The organism is Sphingomonas oligophenolica, from assembly GCF_039522915.1.
GTDB classification, from domain to species: domain Bacteria; phylum Pseudomonadota; class Alphaproteobacteria; order Sphingomonadales; family Sphingomonadaceae; genus Sphingomonas; species Sphingomonas oligophenolica.
The window spans coordinates 34,114-49,957 of the sequence record NZ_BAAAEH010000017.1; the positions used below are offsets into that span (position 1 = coordinate 34,114).

The 15,844-nt window shown below is 63.6% G+C and carries 15 protein-coding genes and 1 pseudogene; 7 read left to right on the forward strand and 9 right to left on the reverse strand.

Annotation, left to right across the window (positions count from 1 at the left end):
* The 5 genes and pseudogenes from ABD050_RS10135 to ABD050_RS10155 form a co-directional block, all read right to left on the reverse strand.
* Positions 1-1,093 (reverse strand): annotated as a pseudogene (locus tag ABD050_RS10135) (MFS transporter); the annotation flags it as partial.
* A 52-nt stretch (positions 1,094-1,145) separates the two neighbouring features.
* A complete protein-coding gene (locus ABD050_RS10140) occupies positions 1,146-2,255 on the reverse strand; it encodes a DUF2817 domain-containing protein (protein WP_343889191.1) in 1,110 nt (369 codons plus the stop codon).
* A gap of 22 nt (positions 2,256-2,277) precedes the next feature.
* A complete protein-coding gene (locus ABD050_RS10145) occupies positions 2,278-3,387 on the reverse strand; it encodes an alpha/beta fold hydrolase (protein ID WP_343889192.1) in 1,110 nt (369 codons plus the stop codon).
* On the reverse strand, positions 3,384-3,797 hold the full coding sequence (locus ABD050_RS10150; protein WP_343889193.1) for an OsmC family protein: 414 nt from the start codon (positions 3,795-3,797) through the stop codon (positions 3,384-3,386). Before ABD050_RS10150 ends, ABD050_RS10145 begins: the two co-directional genes overlap by 4 nt.
* A 28-nt stretch (positions 3,798-3,825) precedes the next feature.
* Positions 3,826-6,108, reverse strand: coding sequence for a TonB-dependent receptor (locus ABD050_RS10155; protein WP_343889194.1), 2,283 nt, complete (start codon positions 6,106-6,108; stop codon positions 3,826-3,828).
* 287 nt (positions 6,109-6,395) lie between these two features.
* Here ABD050_RS10155 and ABD050_RS10160 point away from each other — a divergent pair, with 287 nt between their 5' ends.
* The gene (locus tag ABD050_RS10160; protein ID WP_343889195.1) at positions 6,396-7,091 is read left to right on the forward strand and encodes a TetR/AcrR family transcriptional regulator; all 696 of its coding nucleotides are present in this window, start codon (positions 6,396-6,398) and stop codon (positions 7,089-7,091) included.
* A 24-nt stretch (positions 7,092-7,115) separates the two neighbouring features.
* Here ABD050_RS10160 and ABD050_RS10165 read toward each other — a convergent pair whose 3' ends face one another.
* Positions 7,116-7,580: an Lrp/AsnC family transcriptional regulator gene (locus ABD050_RS10165; protein WP_343889196.1), complete on the reverse strand. Its 465-nt coding sequence runs from the start codon at positions 7,578-7,580 to the stop codon at positions 7,116-7,118.
* A 170-nt stretch (positions 7,581-7,750) separates the two neighbouring features.
* Between ABD050_RS10165 and ABD050_RS10170 the strand changes: the two genes are divergently transcribed.
* Positions 7,751-8,281 carry an aminotransferase class I/II-fold pyridoxal phosphate-dependent enzyme gene (locus ABD050_RS10170; RefSeq protein WP_343889220.1) on the forward strand — a complete coding sequence of 177 codons (531 nt, stop codon included), beginning with the start codon at positions 7,751-7,753 and terminating at the stop codon, positions 8,279-8,281.
* 24 nt (positions 8,282-8,305) lie between these two features.
* On the opposite strand, the gene ABD050_RS10175 is transcribed toward ABD050_RS10170, so the two are convergent.
* Together ABD050_RS10175 and ABD050_RS10180 are read right to left on the reverse strand one after the other, a co-directional pair.
* A complete protein-coding gene (locus ABD050_RS10175; RefSeq protein WP_343889197.1) occupies positions 8,306-8,941 on the reverse strand; it encodes a hypothetical protein in 636 nt (211 codons plus the stop codon).
* Positions 8,942-9,017: 76 nt separating this feature from the next.
* A complete protein-coding gene (locus tag ABD050_RS10180; RefSeq protein ID WP_343889198.1) occupies positions 9,018-10,013 on the reverse strand; it encodes a sterol desaturase family protein in 996 nt (331 codons plus the stop codon).
* A gap of 436 nt (positions 10,014-10,449) precedes the next feature.
* Between ABD050_RS10180 and ABD050_RS10185 the strand changes: the two genes are divergently transcribed.
* The 5 genes from ABD050_RS10185 to ABD050_RS10205 all read left to right on the forward strand — a co-directional run bounded on the left by ABD050_RS10185 (position 10,450) and on the right by ABD050_RS10205 (position 14,886).
* Entirely contained in the window at positions 10,450-11,388 is a 939-nt protein-coding gene (locus ABD050_RS10185; RefSeq protein ID WP_343889199.1) for a LysR family transcriptional regulator, read from the forward strand.
* 86 nt (positions 11,389-11,474) lie between these two features.
* The gene (locus ABD050_RS10190) at positions 11,475-12,446 is read left to right on the forward strand and encodes a sterol desaturase family protein (protein WP_343889200.1); all 972 of its coding nucleotides are present in this window, start codon (positions 11,475-11,477) and stop codon (positions 12,444-12,446) included.
* Positions 12,443-14,020: a tetratricopeptide repeat-containing sulfotransferase family protein gene (locus ABD050_RS10195; RefSeq protein WP_343889201.1), complete on the forward strand. Its 1,578-nt coding sequence runs from the start codon at positions 12,443-12,445 to the stop codon at positions 14,018-14,020. The genes ABD050_RS10190 and ABD050_RS10195 overlap by 4 nt, the downstream gene beginning before the upstream one ends.
* Before the next feature lie 15 nt (positions 14,021-14,035).
* Positions 14,036-14,431 (forward strand): hypothetical protein, encoded by a 396-nt coding sequence (locus ABD050_RS10200; protein ID WP_343889202.1) that lies wholly within the window; start codon positions 14,036-14,038, stop codon positions 14,429-14,431.
* A gap of 122 nt (positions 14,432-14,553) precedes the next feature.
* Entirely contained in the window at positions 14,554-14,886 is a 333-nt protein-coding gene (locus tag ABD050_RS10205; protein ID WP_343889203.1) for a UrcA family protein, read from the forward strand.
* 44 nt (positions 14,887-14,930) lie between these two features.
* Here the strand turns inward: ABD050_RS10205 and ABD050_RS10210 are convergent, their stop codons facing one another.
* The gene (locus tag ABD050_RS10210; RefSeq protein WP_343889204.1) at positions 14,931-15,836 is read right to left on the reverse strand and encodes a Vgb family protein; all 906 of its coding nucleotides are present in this window, start codon (positions 15,834-15,836) and stop codon (positions 14,931-14,933) included.
* Between the last annotated feature and the right edge of the window lie 8 nt (positions 15,837-15,844).

Consider the following 15,844-nt stretch of genomic DNA (forward strand, 5'->3'; position numbering starts at 1 on the left):
TCCGGTCGCCAAGCCCATGAACAAAGAGAAGCCGGCGAGGCAGGTCACTAACGACGGGCCGCCTGTTGGGAACAGACCCAGCAGGTTCAGCAACGGTGGTAGCGCCTCCGCGCTCAACAGACCGGCGATGCCGGCGAGCAGCACGGTGCGCTTCTCGAGCCGCTGGAGCAACGGTCTGCCGAGCGGCGCGCCGAGCAGCAATCCAAAGAACAGGGCACCGGTTACGGCCTGCGTTTCCGAGGGGGTGAGCTTCCAGAAATAGGTGTTCGCATGCAGCCCGAGCGCGTTGTAAAGGCCGAAACCGATAAAGAACAGCGATACCCCGGTGAATAGAGAGCGGAATGCCGGATTTCCAAACACCTCCCGCAGCTCACCGGCAATGTGCGCGATCGGCATCGGCGCTGCTGGCGGCGCATGTTCGCGGTCCCGCGTCCGGAACGCACTCCAGCATGCCAACGCCCCGCCGACCAGCACGATGCCGGCCAATGTCGCTGCCAGGCCGGCATAGCCCGCGCGATTCTGCAGTCCGTGCCGGCCGACAAGGAATACTCCGAAGCCCAGCACTGTGCACAGAATGCCGCCCGCCATGTAGACCGCCCAGCGCCAGGCCATGATGGTCGAGCGCTCGGCATGATCGTCGCTGAGCTCGGCGCCGAGCGCTTGGTGCGGGATGAGGAAAGGAGAGACCGATGCGCGTCGCGATCGACAGCACGGCGACGACGGCGAACAGCCCGGCATCGCCCAGATCGGCCGGCAACCCAAAGCTCAGGAATAGCGCCACCCCGATCAGCGGGAGCGCCGCAAGCATGAACGGAAGCCGTCGTCCGAAGCGCGACCGACACCGGTCGGATAGAGATCCGATCAGAGGGTCGGCAACGGCATCGAAGATCAGTCCGACGGCAATCGCCGATCCCACGGCGGCGCCCGACATGCCGCACATGGTGGTCAGGTAGAAGAGCCGGAAGACGCCGAGTGGCTGGAGAACGATGCCGTCGACCAGTCCACCGGCGGCGTAACCGAGCTTGTCGCCGAACCTTACCGGCCGCAGTCGCGGATCGCGGGCGAGCGCCGGCCGCGACGAGGTCCGCTGCATACCTTCCCCCGTTTTCGTTTGTTCCCGCTGATCTACGATGGTCAATGGGTCCTCACGCGGTGGCGAGGCCCGCGATTGCCCGGTCGATGATCGCGCGACCGTTCGTCAGCGCGGTCTCGTTCCACTTAGGCTCATTGGGATAGAAGAAGTGCAAGACGTGCGCATCGAGCGCGCGCACCTTGTCGGGATCGGCATCCACCGGCTGGTTGCGCAGCCAGCGGTCGATCCACAGGCATTGTGCAGCCTGCAGGGGATCGAACGTGCCGAACTCGACGACCGCGCCGACCGGCGTTGCCCCTGCGGCACGCGCCGCCTGCGCAGCCGCGACTATCAGCAGCCCAGAATAGATCGGGCGGGTGCCGCTCTGGTACGATTGGTTCGACGCCGCCAGCGCTTCGTCCCCCCACCACGATGCCGCCAGCGCGTAAGACGCCCCCTGCGGATCGTCGAAGCATAGAAAGACGGGTTCGCCGTACTGGCCGAGCCCGGTGTGCCAGTCGATCAGCCCTATCACCGCGCGGCCCACGAAGAATCGCGCCCAGATTTCGTGTAACGTGACGTTGGACCATTCCGGTGTAAACCCGCCGAAGCCTACACCGTCCTGCTTGACATATTGCCCGCACTGCAGCGCGTCGCTGACCGCGGGCAGGCCGTGCGCCTGGATCAGCGTCTGCATATCAGCGGAGATTGCCGCAAAGTCCGGGCCGTCCCGCGTCGATAGCGCGGAGACTCGCTGGATCGCCTCCGACAGCGGGTGCTCGCGTCGAGGCCGGCCAAAATCGACGAAGTTGCGGTTGAGATCGACCTGATTCTCGTTGGTACGGCTGTGGTGCGACCAGCCGAACGGGTTGACCCCGTGGATCATCAGGATGGCGATGTCCTGGCGCATCAGCGCGGACAGATCGAGACGACGCAGCGTGTCGGTTTGCAGCGCGCTGCCGACAAACCCCTCACTGCCGTGCGTTCCCGACGACATGACAAGCAAATGCTTCGCATCCGCCGGGCCGATCAACGCGGCGTCCATCGTCAGCGCCTCGCTGGCCGGGCGACGCGCCGACGGGTGCTCAAAGCGCAGCATCTGGGCGTCGGCCGCTGCCGCCGCCGCCAGGAACGCCGCGCGGCATTCGGCATAGGATGCGTGGAACAGGGCCGCGTCGAGCATAGCTGTATCGGTCATGTTGGCCTCATTGGTGGGAGGGATGGCCGCCTTCGGCCAGGACGTGCCGGTTGACGGCGGGCAGCAATGTTTCGAACAGTGCCCGGCGGATCACAGCCGGTTTCTCATTGACCCCGAAGTGCGCCATGCCGGGCACCTCGACGAATTTCTTGTACGGTGCTTCGATCGTGTCGAAAAACTCTCGCGCCATCCGTGTGGGGGTGAACAGGTCATACTCGCCGCCGACCATCACCACCGGGCAGGCGATCCGCGCGCCGCGAGCGCGGCCAATGAATCGCGGCAATTCGGCCAGTGCGATATCGACCGAAACGGCCTGAGCGTGGCCGTTGAAGAAAGTCAGGAGGTCGCGCCATCGATAGTCGGGTGAGGCGAAGGCCGTACCGAGCATCTTGAGCATGATGTTCGGCTTGGTGTGGTGCCCGAAGCCTAGCTTCATCTCCGCACCGCGCACCGCGCCCAGCGACGCCTTCGTCAGCGACCCGTTCGCGGGGTAATCAGCGTGCGCGGTCAACGTTGCGATGCTCCTTTCATCGCCCCGTCGCTGCGCCTCGGCGAGCACGGTTTCGTAGCCGTAGCGCTCAGCGCACAGGAAGTCGGAGACCTGACCGATCGCCATATAGCCGGCGAACAGATCGGGCGCGGCGCGCAGCATCTCGACCGCAATCGCCGATCCCCATGACTGGCCAAGCAAGGCGATCGGCTGGCCCGGAAAGCGCGCCGCCAACGAGCGCGCAATCTCGAGCCCGTCAGTGACGTAGCAGGCGAGGTCGAGCCCAGGTTCAGTGCCGTTGAGCGCCAGCGTCTTGCCGGCGTTGCGTTGATCCCAATGGACCACTGTCAACTGATCCTCCCAATCGCGCTGAAAGGCGTGCGCGAACGGCATGGCGGGCATGCCGGGGCCACCGTGCAGGTAGAGCAGCAGCGGGTTGCGAGCGTCGTTGCCGCGCAGTTGTACCGCCTGCGGTACCCCGCCGATCTGCCATGTCGTCAGCTCGTCGATCGCATGCTCGCCGGGAAGGCGCCGCCGCCCAGCGACGACGCCCTGCAGGCCGCGGCGACCCAACATCACCGCCACAACCGGCAGGGCAATCGCCAGCAGGATCCAGACCAGGATCACGCCGCAATGCCGTCGGTCAACGCGACCGAGACGGCAATGTCCTTCGACAGGGAGTTGGTGACCGTGCACAGCTTCTTCGCGTCGTCGATGATGCGCGGCTCACGACCGTTGAGCGAACCGGCGAAGCTGATGTCCAGCCGCAGCTGGTCGAGCCCCTTGCCGACGAGCGACCCGGCCGGCTTGTGGCCGTGGCAGACGACACGGAGTCCGACTGGCGCCAGGCCGTGAAACTGCATCAGCGCCAGGCAGGTCTGCCCGAAACACGAGCAGACCGCGCCGAGCAGCTGTTCGATCGGTGAGACGGTGCCGATGTCGATGCCCGGCTCGCCAACGGTGCGGAACGACACCCGCCCGGTCGGTGCCACGTCGCCCGTGACCGTCCAACTCTTTGCCGCAGTAAGGTCCGACATTACGGTCTCCTGATTGCGAGGGATGGAATTAGAACGACAACCGCGCGCCGAGGCCGAAGGTGCGCGGCCGCAGCCGCGTGCCGATCAGCCCGACGATGGGAATGCCGCGATTTTGCGCCGACGCGGCATAGCCGAGCGACGACAGCACGCTGGGCGAGATGCGGCCGTCATCGTCGAGCAGGTTCTGGCCGAACACGTAGAACGTCACCGGCCCCTTCTCGAGTTGCAGCCGGGCATCGAGCCGGGTGACCGCATCGCCGGCGAACGGCGCGATGCCGAGCTGCGAGGTGGTCCGCTCCGACGTGTAAAGCAGGTTGGTCGTGCCCGTCAGGAGCAGGCCTTTGCTGCCGATTGGCGCCCGGAAGCCCGCATTCGCCCCGATCGTCCATTCGGGCGTGCCGTTCAGCCGGTCGCCTTTGCGGAAGATCAGCGTGTTGCCGACTCGCGTGTCGCTGGTCACACGCGCGTCGATATACGAGCTAGTGACGCCGAAATTAACGCCTGGCGCCGGCTTAACGGTCAGCTGGAACTCGACGCCGCGCGTGCGAGCGGTGCCGATGTTGAGCGCGGCGTTGGTGGTGACACCCGACACCGGATCGACCACCACCGACGATTGTTGCGCGTCGCGCAGATCGTTCTGGAACAATGCGAGTTCGACATAGACTGCGCTGCCGAGATTGGCCTTGGCGCCGACCTCGTACGCCTTGACCTTTTCCGGGTTCACCGCACCCGTGATCAGCGCCGGATTGCCGCCGCCCGCCGCGATCGCACTCCGTGCGAAAAAGGTCGAGAAGCCGTTGTCGTTGAACCCGGCACGGAACCCTTCGGAATAGACCGCATAGAGCGACATGCCCTCGCGCGGGTGGACGGTCAGGCTGACCTTCGGGCTGAAGATGTTGCTAGTGATCCGCTTGCCCGGCGACGCCGGAGGCAGGAACGCTGACGCGGGGGTGCCGCCAGCGACCAGCGCCTGACCGTTGGCGTTCAGGACGAAGCTCGTCGTCAGATTGCTCAGGTTGTATGCGTAGCCGCCGCCGACCGCGAGATCGAGCACATGGGGCACGATCTGATAGGTGACGTTGCCGTAGACCGACAGCTGGGTCGCCCTCGCGCGGTCGGGCATGCTGAAGGGCAGGCCGATCTTTGTGAAATCGATTGCGACGCGCTGCTTGATATCGCGGAAGAAGATGCCGCCGACCCAGTTGAGCCGCCCGTTGCCCTGCGAACCGATAGTGAATTCGTTCGAGAGCGACTTGACGCTGCTGATCTGCTCGAACGACGCGTAATCGGGGTAGGTGAAGTCGCGGCGGGCATCGATATAGCCGGTCGTGTTGGTGATCCGCACCGCGCCGGCGTCATAGTTCAGCTTGAGCCCGTATTGCGTGAAGCTCTCGGTACTGTTGGTGCTGAACGTCTTCGGGAATTTGCCCGCATCGTCGGCGAGCGGCAGCATGCCCGTGTCGTCGCGCGAATAATTCGCGAGCGCCTCGATCGAAAAGCGGCTGGTCGCCTGAAGCAGCAGCTTGCCGCGCACGACCAGCTTCTGCTCGTCATTGACGTCCTTGCCGAAATCGGGATCGACGCCCGGCGCCTTGTACGCGTCGTCGATCCAGCCGCCGAGATCCTGGTAGGATACCGACCCGCGGAACGCGAGCACGTCCTTGACCAGCGGCAGGTTGATGACGCCCGACACGCCATAGCTGTTGGCGCCACCCTTGGTCGCCATGCCATAGGCCTCGACCGTGCCGCCCAGTTTCGTCGAGTTGGGATCGTTGGTGCGGATCCGCACCACTCCGCCGGACGCGCCCGCGCCGTAGAGGGACGATTGCGGCCCGCGCAGCACCTCGATCGACTTGAGATCGAACGGGTTCATGTCGGGCAGGATATTGACGTTGATGAAGCTGAACGGCAGGTCGTCGACATAGAAGCCGACCGACGCCGACCCGAACGACGGGTTGATCCCGCGAATGCCGATCGCCTGTGACCCTGCGATGCCGGCATCAATCGCCAGACCCGGGGTTTGCGCCAGGAAGTCCTTGAGCGACGACGCGTTCAGGTCGGCGATCTTGGCGCCGGGGATGACGCTGATCCCTGCCGGGGCGTTCACCGTCGTCTGGCCCGACGATTTGAGCGCGGTGACGACGATGTCGCTACTCCCGTCCGTGGCCGTCGCCTGGGGCGCGGATGCCGCCGCATCGGCGGGCTGGGCATAGGCCGGGCCATCCTTGGCCGACGCCGGGCTCGCAATCGCAATCGATGCAACCGACGCGAGCAGCACTGGCCGCGCGAGCGTGCGTAGAGTCTTGTTCATGTTGCTCTCCCCAATCTTGGCGTTCTTCCTGCGTGGCTTGGAGGCGTTTTTCTCGCCTTTATAATATCTTGATCGACGAACTCCGGTTGCTTGCGGCTGCAGTGAAGGACCGGATTGCCGATAAACAGGACGTCTGACCTTAACAGGATGTTTATCCTAGACAGGATATGTGTCCGGTCAAGGCTTTTATTCGCGCAGGTTTTGTGGATGATAGGCAGCGTACGGACGGGTTTGCGCTCCAGGGAACGAGGGTTCTAAATGCGTCGGTGGAGCGGAGGTACTTGAACATGGCAAGTCGCGACGGTGGGGACGTCCTGACGACCGGCAAAGCTGCCGACCTGCCGCTGGTGAAGCGGGGGCCGCGCTCGCATGCGGAACGCAGCAACACCACGCGTCGATTGGTGCTGGATGCAGCGCTGCGCATCCTAAATGCCAATGGCTATACCGGTGCGACGATCGCGGCGATCCGCGAAGAGGCCGGGGTCAGCACGGGTGCGCTCAACCATCAGTTCCCGTCAAAGGCGCAGTTGATGGCGGCCGTCGTCGAGCGCTTCAGCGAGCAGCAGCTCACCGCGTTCGAACAGGCGCTGTGCACCGCGTCGACGCCACGGGAGACGATCGACGCGATCATGGATACGACCGATGCGATCATCCACCTGCCGGAAATGGCCGCGTCGTTCGAAATCCACCTGGCGCGGCGTAACGATCCCGAACTCGATGCGCTGACCCGGCCGATCTACGAGATGTTCGATATGCGCGTCCGGCAATGGCTCGGCGCGGCGCTCCAGGCGGCCGGCGTTTCGAGCGGCAGGGAGTTCGAGGACTTCAGGCTGCTCAACTTCGCCGTCTATCGCGGGCTCGGGATGGAATTGAGCGCCCATACGACCATTCACGACGTGCGCGGTGCACTCGCCTTATGGCGCAAGTTCGCGATGCAATTCTATTTCGGCGATGCCTTCACCGCCAACCGGGGCGAGCCCTAGGGGCGCGAACCGGACCGGTCGTGGTCACGCGCACCGCACCGCGTCGATCGCGGTGCTGAACTTGACGCGCTCCATCGAGAAGGTCGAGCTGACGTCCTCCAGCCCCGGCACCTGCTTGATCAGCCGCTGATAGACATCGTCGTAATGGGCGATGTCGCGCACGACGACCTTCAGCAGATAATCGACCGTGCCGCTCATGCGATGGCATTCGATGATTTCTGGAATCTGCTCCACCCCGGCGGCCAGCGTGTCGAGCCATTCGCGGTTGTGCTTGTTCGTCCGGATCGAGACGAAAACGGTCGCGCCGAGCCCCAGCGCCTGCGGATTGATGATCGCGACGCGGCGCTCGATCACGCCGGCTTCCTCCATCCGCTTGATTCGCCGCCAGCATGGATTGGTCGATAGGCCGCCCCTGTCGCCGAGCTCCTGTATCGCCAGCGATGCATCAGCCTGGAGTTCGTTGAGGATCTTTCTGTCAATGGGATCCAATCGGCCACTAAGGCCGGCATCACCGGCGAGATCATCGCGGCGCGCGCTGCGCAACAGCGTGGGGCCGAGACGCAAGGGGGTCCTTCTTGTTCGATTGCCTGACACCAACCGCGGCCGACCCGCTTCATGCGGTCATGGACCGGTTCAAGGCGGACTAGCGACCGCAGAAGATCGACCTCGGCGTCGGCGTGTTCAGGGCCGACGACGGCCGATCGCACGCATTTGCCGCGGTTCACGAGGCTGAGCGGCAACTGGCCGCGCAGCGGCGCAGCAAGGAATATCTCGCGCTGGCGGGTGACCTGACGTTCGTCCGGGTGATGGGTCAGCTGCTGCTCGGGCGGCACGACGGCGACGTCGCCATGATCCAGGCCGCCGGCGGCACGGGTGCATTGCGGCTCAGTTTTGCAAGGTTGCTCTGTGTTCACAGCACCCAGCGCATCGTTTCCGACCGCTACAGGACTCCCACCATGATCGCTCACCTCAAGACGATATTATTCTATCGTATAGCCGAGGGCTCGATATCCGGTCCGCCGTTTTGCGGCCATTCGCGCCAGCATCGGAACCGTTTCGTCGACATTACTTCACCAACTGGTTCATCGTTCGCCTCCATGCAGGAGATCGCACCAGACCAGCCCGGTGGGGTCTCTGCCCTGCATATTAGGAGGCGGGCTTGCCCAACCTCAGGCGAACAGGTGGCCTAGGCGCTGAGGCGGCTCGAATCGTGGCTATGAGCCCAGCAATCTCTTTTTAAATCGCGCCTTGACCAGCCGATCTTCGAGAATTCGACCGATGAGATAGAGAGCGGCGAAGATCCCCGCAAAGACATAGGCGGCCGTGGGTGAATATTTCTTTTTTTCCTTTTCAGATTCGTCGGCGCCCTCTATTTTAGGCTTTTCGGGAGCGGGTGAACCCAGGGCTTTATCGATCGGGTTTTGCGGCAGCGCTGCATGCTTTTTTTCGGACTTTTTCGCCCCGTCCGAAGCTTTCCCGGATTTTCCCGCAGCTTCGGTTGACGGTTTTTCGAGCTTGCCAAGGGCTATGGTAAGCTGAGCGAAGCCCAGAAACAGCAGCGGCGCCAGAAAGCAGAAAAGCAATGCCCGGCTGGTCAGATGGTAGCGCAGCACAGGCCCGGCCACGCCCTTTTCGACCTGCAGGACGCCACCATCGAAAACAGACATCTTGTCCTGGGCCGCCTGATCCTTCTTGCAGAAAGTCAGCGTGTCCTTTGTCCGGTCGTGGCAGGTACCAGGCTGGCGGAACAAGGGGTCGAGCCTGCCAAAGGCTTCGTCGCTCGATTGCTCGGGGGCGAGCGCCAGGCTGCCCCTGACGTGCCAGATCCAGTCGATGAAGCGCAGGTTCACAGGATCTCCTTTTTTGAGAGAGCTTTTCGATGCAGCAGGGCTCAAGTGGCGGGAGTGTGCGAGCGGAGCGGTTCCGTTACTCGGCCGGCACCGCCACGGGCTCGCCAGATCGCTCCCTGCCAAATCGTTCTCTGATCGACTTCCAGCCCTCGGTGAACGGATAGGTCATCTGCTCGCGGATCGACATGCGGCGCCCGCCTTCCATGCCCAGCAGCTCGGCCTCGCCGTCGATACAGGTGCCGAACAGGCGGTCGATGAAGATAAAGGTGCCGGAATAATTGCACCGGGTGGATTCATAGTCCTGCGAATGATGCAGGCTGTGATGCTCGGTGGTGTTGAACAGGAAGCGCCACCAGCGCGGCGTGTTGAAGCGAACATTGATGTGCTGGTAGGTCCCGATCGCCAGGCCGAATGCGCCGGCAAGGAGGGCGGCCCTTGGCAGGAAGTTGAAGAATCCGTCGAGGCCAAGGCCGATCAGGAAAAGCTCGACAGGGTTGCCGACCGCGCCCTTGTTGATGTTCAACTGGGTGATGTAGTGATGCACCGAATGGGGCAGCCATAGCGGGTACCAGTTATGCATCCCGCGATGCATCCAATATTGCCCGAAATCGACGATGAATGAAATCAGCAATGCCTGCACCAGCAACGGCAAGCCCGTGAACCACGCCAACTTGTCCCAGTTGAAATTGTGCTGAACGGCGTCAATCACGGCGTCGCTGCCGATATAGTTGTCGACCATGCGGACCAGCGTATAGGTGAGCCCGACATAGAACAGGTCGGTGGCCGCCTCCTTCCAGGTCAGGCGCCAGCTCTCGTAGCGCGGGTTGACCCATTCGAGCGCCAGCAGCACCACCTTGAAGCCGATGCCGATACCAACAGCGGTCGATGCCTTGGCGATGGAATTGGGTGCGTAATACCAGAACAGGATCAGCGCGAACAGCATTGTGGGCTGGAACCAGGTGAATACGAACTGCTTCACCGGGCCACCTTCGACCCGGGGTATGTTTTCCCATCCCACCGTGACCGGCGCCTGGGTGCCTATCAGCCTTTTGCCTACGCGAACTCCGTCCATATGCCTGCCCTCATAATGCTAGCCCGGTCTCCTGCGGTTTGCTCGGCACGCCATGGGATGAGGAGCTGCCGCAGCGCAGTGGACGTCGCATCAATTCAGCATCGTGAATGGGCCTCATCACGCCAGACGCCATTATGATATGGAGCTCATAGATGCTGTCTATGTCCGGGCGCCGGGGTGCCGCGCGGCCCAGGAAACTCGCCGGTGCGCCGGTCCAGATCGCGGGCGACGGCCAGCCGGCCCCGGGCATGCCGCCGTCGAGCATCGAGATAGGCGCGACCGGGAGGAGGCAGGACCCGATCAGTCGAAAGGCATAGCCGCAGACATTGCGATATTATATTTTGCATCAATCTGATCTATGACCGTGCGACGACCTCGCGCGATCCGTGATGACGCAAGCATCCCGGCGGCAGGTCGCGACAGGGAAAGGCGATGCATGAGCGATCCGACGCCGTTGACCGACAAGAAGTTCGCGAGCCGGGTCGACTGGAACCTGATGCGGACTTTCGTGGACATCGTTCGGGCCGGCGGCATCGGGGCCGCCGCACGGCAACTCAATCGACAGCAGCCGAGCATCAGCGCCGCGCTCAAACGACTCGAGGAGCATGTCGGAGCCAGCCTCCTGCGCCGCACCGCCACCGGCGTGGAGATGACCGCGGCCGGCAAAGCAATGATGGCACTCTGCGAGGATATGCTCGAATCGGCCAGAATGATGCCGCACCAGATCGCGCAAGCGACCAAGCGCGTCGAAGGCATCGTCCGCATCCAGATCGTATCCGGGCTGGTATCGGTGGAGTTCGACGAGGCCATTGCCAGTTTCCACCGCCGCAATCCCGAGATCCACATCGAGATCCGGGTCTCGCCGTGGCGCCAGGTGCTCGATGCGCTCGAGCGCGGAGAAGTCGAGATCGGCGTCGGCTATGACAACGGCGTTCGTGGTAGCCTGATGTACGAACCGCTGCTCGTGGAGCGCCAACAACTCTATTGCGCGCGGAGCCACCCCTATTTCGGCTATCGCGTGAGCCGGTTCAACGAGCTCAAGGATGAGGGGTTCGTGCTGACTGGCGACGACGAGATCGAATTGATCACTCAGCTGCGGCGCCGCTATCGGCTGGGCACGGAAGTGAACGGGCTGGCGGAGGACATAAACGAGGCGCGTCGCCTGATCGTTCACGGCGTCGGCATCGGATTCCTCCCGATCTATGTCGCGGAGGATGATGTGGCCAAGGGAAGGCTCTGGCCATTGCTCCATGCCGATTCCGAGCCATTCTACGACATTTTCCTCCTCGCACGCGCTCAGCCGGCGCGGGATACCGCGACTCAGCTTTTTTGGGACGAAGTGATCAGGCGCGTCCGTGCGAAGCAGAGGGCATAGTCTGAATCTATGCCTTTCATCATAACTTTGCGCCTGCCTTCATGACGCAGCGCAGCGCAGACTGGCAGCTCTGAACGGAGCTGCGGATGCAAAGCACGAGGAACACGATCTTCAACCTGATTCCGCCTGCAATGCTCGCGGCGGTGCTGATGTTCTGGGCATTCGGACCGGAGGTGTTGCTGAAGAATCCGTGGACTCTCATCGTGGTGTCGCCCGTCATCACGCTAACCGTCCTGCTGCTCGAGTTTGTCAACGAACGGCATGTCGGCTGGCGCATGAACCGGCGGGAATTCTTCACCGACCTTTTCTATGTCGTCCTGAGTGCAACCGTGATTTCCTGGATCACGCAGAAGCTGGCCGAAGACCCTTTGAAGGCCGCCAAGGCCTCGCTGGGCATTTCCACCGAATGGGCCATGCACCTGCCATGGCTGGCCCAGGTTGCGTTGGTCTTCTTCCTGATCGAGTTCGGGCAATATTGGATGCACCGGCTGATGCATAACTGGCACCCGTTCTGGCTCACCCATGCGCCGCATCACCACGTCACCCAGCTGAATGCGGCAAAGGGCGCTGTCGGCAATCCCATCGAGCTGTTTCTGATCAGCCTCAGCGTGGTTGCGCTGTTCGACCTGGACAACACCGCCATATTCGCTGCGTACGGCGCGACGGGCGTGGTATCGACCTTTGCCCATGCCAATGTGCGCTCCGACCCGCCGATCTGGTATTCGTTCTTCTTCACGACGATCCGGCACCACAGCCTGCATCATTCGACCGACTATGATTGCACCCGCTCCAACTTCGGCAATTCGCTGATCCTGCTCGATCGCATATTCGGTACCTATCGCGAAGGCGAAGGCGTGCTGGTGGGCCAGGGGGACCGCAAGCGCCTGTCGATCTGGGAGCAGACGCTGTTCCCCTTCCAGTCGATGATCGATGCCTACAAAGCCCGGCGGGCAGTGCCCCTGCCCAGCGGTGGACTGCCGGCGACTGGACCGGTGGAGCTCGGCGATGTTCGTGGCAGCGATTCCAGGGATAGCGCTGGCGGCACCGCGACCGCATGACAGCCGCGCGCTCGGGACAGATCAGCGCTGCGCGGCACGCGCTTTCCCGAGGCGACCTCGACGCGACCCACCAGTTTGCCGCGACACTGGTCGCCAAAGATCCCAGGGATGCCGAAGGCCATTTCCTCCTCGGCATCGCGGAATCAAGCGCAGGTCGCGTTCAGGTCGGCATCCAGCATGTCGGCAGGGCGGTGGCGCTCGATCCGCAGGGCGAATATCGCGCACAACTGGCCAGGCTCTTCACGCTCGTTCGCCGCGATGGTGACGCGGCCGCGACGCTCCATGACGCCGAGCAGGCGCTGCCCGGCGATGCGCTCAGCCGCGATACGATGGGCTGCGTCTATGCCCGCCTCGGCGACCACGCCGCTGCACTCCCCCATTTTACCGAAGCAGCGCGGCTCGAACCCCGAAACACCGAATATCGCTACAATCTGGCGGCGACCCTCAATTTTCTGGGCCGGACCGACGAGGCCGACGCCGCGCTGGAGGCGCTGATCGCCCTGGCGCCGGGAGATGCCCGCGCCCATCACCTCCTCGCCGGGCTGCGCAAGCAGACGCCGGCGCGAAATCATGTCGAACGGCTCATTCGGACACATGCCGGGTCACGGGACGGACGCGCGAGGCTGTTGCTCGGCTATGCGCTTGCGAAGGAGCTGGAAGATATCGGCCAGCCGGGCGCGGCGCTGGACAGGCTTTGCGCGGCGAATGCCGAACATCGCAGGACGCTGCCCTATAGCTTCACACGCGATGCCGCGATCTTCGATGCAATCGAAGCGCACTGGCCGAGCCAGGCAGCGCAGCCTGCGACCCGGGCGCCGGCGGATGCGCCGATCTTCATCATCGGCATGCCGCGCACCGGCACGACGCTTGTAGACCGTATCCTCTCATCGCATCCGGACGTCGAAAGCGCGGGCGAGCTGCAGGCAATGCCCCTTGCGGTGAAGACGGCAGCGGGCACCCGCAGCCCGATCGTCATGGACCCCGAAACGATCGCAGCGGCCGCGATCAGCGACATGGGGGCGATCGGGCACGACTACCTGCGGCGCGCGCGTCATCACCGACGCAACCCTGCGCTTAGGTTCACGGACAAGTTTCCGGGCAATTTTTACTATGCGGGCTTCATCGCGCACGCGCTGCCCTCGGCCAGGATCGTCTGCCTGCGCCGCCATCCCATCGACACGGTGCTCAGCAATTTCCGCAATCTGTTTGCGGTCAGCTCGCGCTATTACGACTATAGCTACGATCTCCTCGACATCGCCGCTTACTATGTCCGCTTCGACCGGCTGATGAGCCTGTGGCGCGACGCCTTGCCGGGCCGCGTCATCGAAGTGCGCTACGAGGATCTGGTCGCCGACCAGGAGGGGGAGACCCGGCTGCTCCTGGCCCATTGCGGACTCGCATGGTCGAACGACTGCCTGTCGTTCCACACCAATGATGCCCCGGTCTCGACCCCCAGCGCCGCGCAGGTCCGCCAACCGATCTACCGGGACTCGGTTGCGCGGTGGAAGCAGCACGCGGCGGCGCTGGAGCCAGTCCGACGCTTCTTCGAAGAAGCCGGCGTCGATCTCGACTGAAAAGGAGCACCCGCCATGTCCATTCCGTCTTATTCTCGCGCGCGGATATCGGGTCTGGCTGCACTATTTGTCGCCGGCTTCTCCTCGCCAGCCTATGCCGCGACCGAACCCCGGACGCGGCTGGTGACCTGCGAGGCCGGGAGTTGCCTGCTCGTGACGGGGCGCCGCGCGAACGCGGCATCGACGGTGAGCATCAACGGGCGCGCGGTTCCCGCCAACGGAGCCCGTAAATGGAGCGTCCGCGTGCCTGTCGCTACAGTGCGGGCATGGTCCGCCCCCTTCGCGCGAACGATTACCGTATCTGTGGTCGATGCCGAAACCCGGACCGACGCCAAGGCAGAGGTGGATCTGCCGATCGGATTGCTTGGACAGGTCGAGCAACTTGCCATGCTGGTCGTCAGCGCCAAGTAATACCCAGCCTTACGCTAAGTAATAAAACCACAAATCTTCGATCAGCATTGTAACTTTCATTGCCTCGCACTATGTGGGCCGCAGTCGCCGGAGAGCGACGCCGTTACGTACAGGAGAAGATGATGAAAACTGGCCTCATGGCCCTGGCGGCATTCGCCCTGGCGACCTCGGCATCCGCAGGCGCCACCGACAACCCCTTCGCCCAGGACAAGGCGACCCTCAATCTCAGGGGGCTTGATCTCTCGACCGCCGACGGGCAGCAGCGTCTCGCCATCCGCATGGATCAGGCCGCGCGCGCAGTATGCGGCGATCGTCTCGCAAGCGTGCACCTCGACCTCGAGCGCAAGGCGCAAGACTGCCGCACCGCGGTGATTGCGGATGTCCGCGCCCAGATCGAGAGCCGCACGGCGCATGCCGCGATTGCCTCGCCGGTCCATCTGGCGTCCGCCCGCTGAGCTTTGCCTTTGTCCGCAGCCCGGAGGCCGGGCTGCGGACCAGATCATTTCTTGAACCGCGCCGGTTTGGGCCACCAGGTCAGGGTGTGGACGTCATGGGCCGATGTCCACAGGCCCGCATGCGTATAGCGCAGCGCCCCGCTCCCTTCCGGCTTTCCCACACGCGCACGAACCGACAGGGTTTTCGGATCGATCACGACGAAGGTCTGCTCGTCAGTGGTGCGGAGCCAGACCTGTCCGCCGCCCGTGTCGATGTCCCCATATTTCAAGCTATCGCCGACCTTGATGCGACCCGAGACCTCACCGCTCCGGTAGTCGAGACGGGCCACCGTGCCGTCGCCCTGCTCCTGAACCCAGACAGCGCCGGCGCCGGCGGCGAGAAAGCCGGGTTCCTTGCCCAGCGCCGTGGTCCTGGCGACGGTGTTGGTACGGGGATCGATGCGCTGAATCGACTGGCGTTCGCTGCTGACCGCCCAGAGCGACCCATGTCCGAAGGCCAGATAATAGGTTCCCGGATTGACGGGAATGGAGGCAATGACGCGATTGCTCGCGGGATCAACGCGGGCGATCACCCCTTTCGCGTCGCTTGCGACCCAGATCGATCCGGACCCCGCCACAACGTTCAGCTCGCCCCTGGGGTTGGCGATGCCCGTGGCGATGATGGCGGTTTTCTCCCCCGTCCGCGTGTCGATCCGGTTGAGCGTGCTGTCCTTGCAATCGGCAACCCACAAGCTGTGATGCGCAATGGCCATGGCGCCGCACGGGTGGGACATGGCGACTTCAGCGAGCTTGCCCTGCCGCGACCAGCGTTCAACCCGTCCATGGTTCGTCGCCCAGACGGTCTTCCCATCGACCGCCAGGAAGTCAGCAAAGCCCGGCACGGAAATGACCTGCTCATCCTGTGCCCAGGCGGCGGGTGAGGTCGCGGTACAGCCGATGATTGCTGACATGACTGCTA

Bases quoted from the DNA above. Each gene is read 5' to 3' on its own strand.
- ABD050_RS10210 (WP_343889204.1), bottom strand. From the start codon at position 15,836: ATGTCAGCAATCATCGGCTGTACCGCGACCTCACCCGCCGCCTGGGCA.
- ABD050_RS10190 (WP_343889200.1), top strand. From the start codon at position 11,475: ATGCAAAGCACGAGGAACACGATCTTCAACCTGATTCCGCCTGCAATG.
- ABD050_RS10140 (WP_343889191.1), bottom strand. From the start codon at position 2,255: ATGCTCGACGCGGCCCTGTTCCACGCATCCTATGCCGAATGCCGCGCG.
- ABD050_RS10185 (WP_343889199.1), top strand. From the start codon at position 10,450: ATGAGCGATCCGACGCCGTTGACCGACAAGAAGTTCGCGAGCCGGGTC.
- ABD050_RS10150 (WP_343889193.1), bottom strand. From the start codon at position 3,797: ATGTCGGACCTTACTGCGGCAAAGAGTTGGACGGTCACGGGCGACGTG.
- ABD050_RS10195 (WP_343889201.1), top strand. From the start codon at position 12,443: ATGACAGCCGCGCGCTCGGGACAGATCAGCGCTGCGCGGCACGCGCTT.
- ABD050_RS10160 (WP_343889195.1), top strand. From the start codon at position 6,396: ATGGCAAGTCGCGACGGTGGGGACGTCCTGACGACCGGCAAAGCTGCC.
- ABD050_RS10205 (WP_343889203.1), top strand. From the start codon at position 14,554: ATGAAAACTGGCCTCATGGCCCTGGCGGCATTCGCCCTGGCGACCTCG.
- ABD050_RS10200 (WP_343889202.1), top strand. From the start codon at position 14,036: ATGTCCATTCCGTCTTATTCTCGCGCGCGGATATCGGGTCTGGCTGCA.
- ABD050_RS10180 (WP_343889198.1), bottom strand. From the start codon at position 10,013: ATGGACGGAGTTCGCGTAGGCAAAAGGCTGATAGGCACCCAGGCGCCG.
- ABD050_RS10155 (WP_343889194.1), bottom strand. From the start codon at position 6,108: ATGAACAAGACTCTACGCACGCTCGCGCGGCCAGTGCTGCTCGCGTCG.